This is a genomic window from Gluconobacter cerinus, assembly GCF_002723935.1.
GTDB classification, from domain to species: domain Bacteria; phylum Pseudomonadota; class Alphaproteobacteria; order Acetobacterales; family Acetobacteraceae; genus Gluconobacter; species Gluconobacter cerinus.
Map to the genome: position 1 here is coordinate 1 of NZ_BEWM01000029.1, position 5,631 is coordinate 5,631.

Sequence of the window (5,631 nt, forward strand, 5' to 3'; positions counted from 1 at the left end):
GCTTCATCTTCTATCTCAAGGAATGAGTCCTGAGCCACGTGAATTGGTTCGTCAGAGACAGGCAGAGTTAACTACGGAACGGCAACGTCTCGCGCGGTATTCAACACAATTGGAAAAAGGAGAAGGCCTGGTTTCTACCGTGACCTCTCCGATCAGCGGTATTATCCGTACGATTTCAGTAACTCAGGGAGAGAGTGTTTCGAATACAGCCTTACCAGCTGTTGAAATTGACGACCTTTCGCAGGTCTGGGTCATCTCGCAGGTTGATCCTCAGAAAGCTGGACTGTTGGCTGCTGGGGGGCAGCAGTTAACATACATTTCTGCAAATCAGGCTCCTATTTCTTCAAATATTACTCTTATAGAGGCCAGTATTGAGCCCGGAACCAGACATGTTCTGGTGCGTAGCCTCGTAACAAATCCTGATATGATTTTGCGTCCTGATATGCTTGTAAAAACTCGTTTGATGACAAGAAATCGTGTCTCCGGCGTTCTTGTTCCAGAAGCTGCCATTCAGACATTGAATGGAGAAAATTGTGTCTTTGTTCAAAAATCAGATCATGAATTTGTTCCGAGGAATGTGACTGTCGCGACTACTCTTGAGGGAAAAGCTTTGGTGACAGAGGGTCTCAAGGCTGGGCAGAAAGTTGTCTCACAAGGAAGCTTTGTCCTGAAGTCGCAATATCTTCTGGCGCCGACGCCTGATCATTCCGAAGCACGGGACTAGATCATGAATTTCTTTTTGCATGTCGTCAAAGGCCGGAAAGGAATTCTGGGCTGTATTCTTCTTTTGATGGTGGCAGGTCTTTTCGATCTTCGCTCTCTTCCCGTAGAGCCAGTTCCAGATATTTCGCCACGTCAGGTTCTCGTCTCTATTCAGGCACCTGGATTACCGACAGAAGAGGTGGAGAAGCTCGTTACATTTCCCATTGAAACGGTGCTGTCGGGGGTTGTCGGGCTAAAAAACCTAAGATCGGTTTCCCGTACTGGCGTATCGGTTCTCTATCTTCAATTTGATGACAATACGAGCATTTACCGCGATCGGGACCTGGTGTCTCAATTTCTGGATCAGGCAAAAAATACCATTTCAGTCCACGGACTCTCCATTAGCATGGGGCCAATGGCCACAGGCATGGGTGAAATCATGCAACTGGAGATTAAAGGGAAAGGCCAGTCTCTCACAGATCTGAACCGTATTCTGAACTGGTCTGTTGTGCCTAAGCTGCGACTGATTCCTGGAGTGGTGGATGTCAACGTCAATGGTGGCGCATCGGAGACCTACGAAGTCGCGCTCGATCCAATGGCCATGCGTCGGTTCAATGTGTCCATTTCAGATGTTTTTAAAGCCGTCGATACTGGCAATGAGGCCGCTGGGGGGGCGTGGATAGAACATAATGATGAGCAGCACATTATTGTGGGTCGCTCCCTCATCGATGACCTCAAAGAATTGGGAGAAGTTCAGGTCAAAAGTGGCCCAAACGGAGAGGTTGTTCATATCAGGGATATTGGCACTGTCCGCAAAGGTGCGCTTCCAAGGCTAGGAGCTGTAACACGGGATGGTAAAGGAGAGGCTGTGAATGCAGTTGTTCTTCTGCAGGAAGGCGCAAGTGCCCGTGACACGCTCAACCGGTTAAACAGAATTCTCCCAACGCTTCAAAAAACACTCCCTGAGGGCATCATCCTGGAGCCGTATTACAGCCGTACAACGCTGACAGATGTGACGATTGATACCGTCAAGGAAAACCTTGCATTGGGCGCGTTGCTTGTTCTGGTGGTGCTGCTTGTCGTTCTTGGAGACTGGAGGGCTTCTCTGGTCATCATGTCCATCATCCCTTTTGCTTTATTGGCTGCTATGGTTGGAATGCATCATCTCGGCATTTCTGCCAATCTCCTGAGTCTTGGCGCCATTGATTTTGGGATGATTGTTGATAGCGCACTGGTGATTGTTGAAGGCGTTCTGAGTATTTCCGTTATTGCGGGGCTGACTCTGCAGGAGCGCGTGGCCAAAGTGACGGCTTCTGTCGCCCGGCCTGTGATTTTTGCCGTGTTTATCATCATGCTGGTCTATTTGCCTATCCTGACACTGGAAGGTGTCGAAGGGCGGATGTTTCGACCGATGGCAGAAACCATTATCCTGGCATTGCTGGCTTCTCTCGTCTTCGCTTTTCTGGGTGTGCCGGCTTTGTGTGCGATGGTCATGAAGAGTCATTCAGGAAGCGCTGACACAGCGACCGGACCTGAAGGACAGGAACATGCCTTCAGTTTCGAAAGCCATGACACACGATTTATCGCCTTTTTGAGGCGTGGCTTTAACCCGGCAGCGCGATATTGCCGCACACATACAAATCAGATTTTCATGGTTGCAGTCGGTATTCTGCTTATATCTGTCTTCTTGGCGACACGTCTTGGAGGAGAGTTCATTCCACAACTCCAGGAAGGTGATTTGATTGTCACGTCAACGCGTCTTCCGGCGATCTCATTAGGGGCTTCAATTCATGAAGTGACAGCAATCGAGAAAACGCTGAAGACGTTTCCCGACATACGAACGATTGTGAGTAACACAGGCACGTCTGCTATTCCGACGGATCCGTCGGGTGTAGAGCAAACTGACAGTTATGTTCTGCTCAAGCCACGATCAGAATGGAAGACTGCACAATCCCAGGAAGGGCTCGTGAGGGCTTTTGACGCAGCACTGCGCCGAAATAATCCCGGCTCGCTTTTTTCGTGGAGCCAACCCATTCAAATGCGCATGGATGATATGCAGGCCGGAGTGCGCTCACAGATTGCAATCGGCATCTACGGCCCTGATATTCGCCGGCTACAGGAACTGGCGCAACAAACGGCAGATATTGTCAGCAGGATTAACGGTGCGGCGGACGTCGCTCCCCAGGACGTTGGGACGATTCCATATCTTCATATTGATGTGGATCGAACAGCCGCAGGTCGGCTTAATGTGGATACAGCGGCTATTCTTGATGTTGTCGAGTCCGTCGGCGGACACGTCGGGCCGCCGGTTTCAACGGGTGATGCTTTAATTCCAACCGAAGTGCGGATCGACGCTCCGCAAAGGCGTACTCTTGATGATATCAAACGCCTCCCGGTCGCGACACGAGATGACCAGATGGTTGAATTGTCTCAGGTCGCTAAAATCACGCTGACTGATGGGCCAGCGGCCATCCGCCGCTATCAGGGGGAGCGACGGATGATGGTGCAGGCGAACGTGCGCGGGCGCGATATGAGTTCGTTCGTACAGGAAGCTCAGACGACCGTTGGCCAGCAACTTAAACTTCCCCATGGATATCGTGTTGAATGGGGTGGGCAGTTTCGCAATCTCCAGTCAGCTGTTGCTCGATTGGAGATTGTCGTACCGATTACCTTGGCGCTTATTTTCTTTCTGTTGGTGTTCGCGTTTGGGGATATCTGGGTAGCGGGCCTGGTCTTCCTGAATCTGCCGTTTGCCGCAACGGGTGGTATCCTGGCACTGACGGTAAGATCCCTGCCGTTTAGCGTCTCTGCTGGGATTGGGTTTATTGCTTTGTTCGGGGTGGCGACCTTGAATGGAGTAGTCCTTGTTTCCTGCATTCGGGAAAAACGAGCGGCAGGGTTGTCGGCGCGCGTTGCCAGTCAGGAGGCCGCGGAAGAGCGTTTCCGCCCTGTCATGGCTACAGCTACTGTGGCCTGCCTGGGGTTCTTTCCGATGGCGTTTTCAATGAGCGAAGGGGCTGAAGTCGAAAAGCCATTAGCAACCGTTGTTATTGGAGGGCTGGTGTCATGTACGGCCCTGACTCTTCTCGTCTTACCCAGTCTGTATGTTAAGCTGGACGAATGGAGAAGAAGCCGACTCTAGAGAAAACTCACACAGATAGAGCGAGTATCATCAGATAATCGCTCTATATTACACTATTTACGGAATTTTTTTGTGAACAAAATAGTATTAAAAATATCTTTTACAATTTTATTTTTATTTTTTCTCGCAGTAATTTTTATTAAAAGCCATCAGAAAAGTCCGACAGTGGACGAGGTTCATGACTACTTAGTAAACTATATTTATAAACCTATTCCTGCTTCCAACGTAGAAACCGGCCTGCAGCGCCTGAGGCGCATTGAAATGTTAGAAATGCGTCAGGGCTTGAATCCGACTTTCGAGATAACTGAACTTTCTTGTCAAAAGAAGGGAATTTTAGAAATAAAATATATTTGTCACTTGTCGGTAAAAATTAAGTATAAGGCAAGCGATATAAAATCTACCTTAGAGATACATAGAGATGATCTAGGATATATATCTGGAAAAGAAATTATAGAAAATCAGTAATTCAAATATTTTTATGACAAAAATTCATAATATTTATTTTTAATACGCCTAAAATACCTACACAAAAAGTGCTGCAGGCATTTCGATTTCTATCGTCATTGGCTTCGGGAATCCAAAAAACTATATCACCGGATAGGGAGGTGTAGTGGTTATGCGTTTCCAACACCCGGAATGGCTACTTACGATTATTTCCTCGCCAATAGCCGACATTCCGCTTGCCCCCCCCCATTTCTGACTATCTTCCCGATTTTCACGTAGCTTCGAGCGCGGCCTTTGCTTCAGCCTCTTCCGCTTCCTTACGGCGCTGTGTATCGGCTGCCAGATCCGCCTCAAGGGCCGCCATGGCCTCGCGCTTCTCCTGCAACAAAGCCGCCTCCGGGAACGCCAGACCCACACGGGCGCGGTAGCCGGGGAGCTTGCGCTCGGCTTCCTCCACCTGACGGCGCGCGTCCGCCAGTTCCGCCTCGAACCGCAGCAGCGCGTTCTCGATGCGGCTGACCAGCCCGACCGGGCTTGTCTCGCGGTCGAAGTCCATGCCGAGGATCCGCCCGTCCAGCACAAGGCCAAGGGTCGCGTCCCATGTCTCTTCCCCATCGAAGCGGGTGCGCCAGGTCTCACACAGAATCTCGAAACCGCCGATCGTGCCGAGCGTCCACTTGCCTTTCTCTCCGGACTTCGCGGCGAGACGGGCCTGCGAGAGGAGCCACTGACCGGCCTTCTCACGCTCGGTCATCTCCCGGTCCTTGCGCACCAGCCGGAACGCTTCACCGCGCGTCGGCTCGCGCCGTGCGATGTCGTTCTGAAGACGCGGGATCACGGCCTGCGCTGTGTCACGGTCACGCTCGGCACGGTCGATGGCGCGGCGGACGTTATACTGATCGTCGTGATGGGCGGCCTGCAACCGCTCCAGACGGGCCAGCTCGGCCTTCAGTCCCGCCTTCTGCATCAGGCGTTCGTCTCCCGACGCCAAAGCTTTTGCCATGGCGAACTGGTTGGCTTCCGCCCCCACATCCTCCAGACGGCGGATGGTCCGGTCTCCGGACATGGCAAGGCAGATGAATTTCTGCTTGCGCTCCAACATCTGCCAGTTGGTCGCGTCAACCGAGCCTTTCAGGGCGTAGGCGTAGAGCTGGATCACCGGGTTCTGGTTGCCCTGTCGCTCAATCCGGCCCTCGCGCTGGATGATGTCCGAGACCAGCCAGGGCACATCGAGGTGATGCAGGGCGATCAACCGCTGCTGCGCATTCACCCCAGTTCCCATGGTGGCAGAAGACCCGATCAGGATCCGCTTGCGTCCGGAGTTCATGTCGCGGAAGAGCGCC

Annotated in this window: 3 protein-coding genes and 1 pseudogene; 3 read left to right on the forward strand and 1 reads right to left on the reverse strand. The window is 51.7% G+C overall.

Annotated elements, in window-relative coordinates:
- The 3 genes from GCE01_RS16315 to GCE01_RS16325 all read left to right on the forward strand — a co-directional run.
- Positions 1–724, forward strand: a 724-nt coding sequence (locus tag GCE01_RS16315) for an efflux RND transporter periplasmic adaptor subunit (protein ID WP_145995826.1), incomplete at its 5' end; no start/stop codon positions are given.
- A 3-nt stretch (positions 725–727) separates the two neighbouring features.
- Positions 728–3,844: an efflux RND transporter permease subunit gene (locus tag GCE01_RS16320; protein ID WP_099213681.1), complete on the forward strand. Its 3,117-nt coding sequence runs from the start codon at positions 728–730 to the stop codon at positions 3,842–3,844.
- Between the two features lie 72 nt (positions 3,845–3,916).
- The gene (locus GCE01_RS16325) at positions 3,917–4,309 is read left to right on the forward strand and encodes a hypothetical protein (RefSeq protein WP_099213682.1); all 393 of its coding nucleotides are present in this window, start codon (positions 3,917–3,919) and stop codon (positions 4,307–4,309) included.
- 250 nt (positions 4,310–4,559) lie between these two features.
- Here the strand turns inward: GCE01_RS16325 and GCE01_RS16330 are convergent.
- Positions 4,560–5,631, reverse strand: a pseudogene (locus tag GCE01_RS16330) (lactate dehydrogenase); the annotation flags it as partial.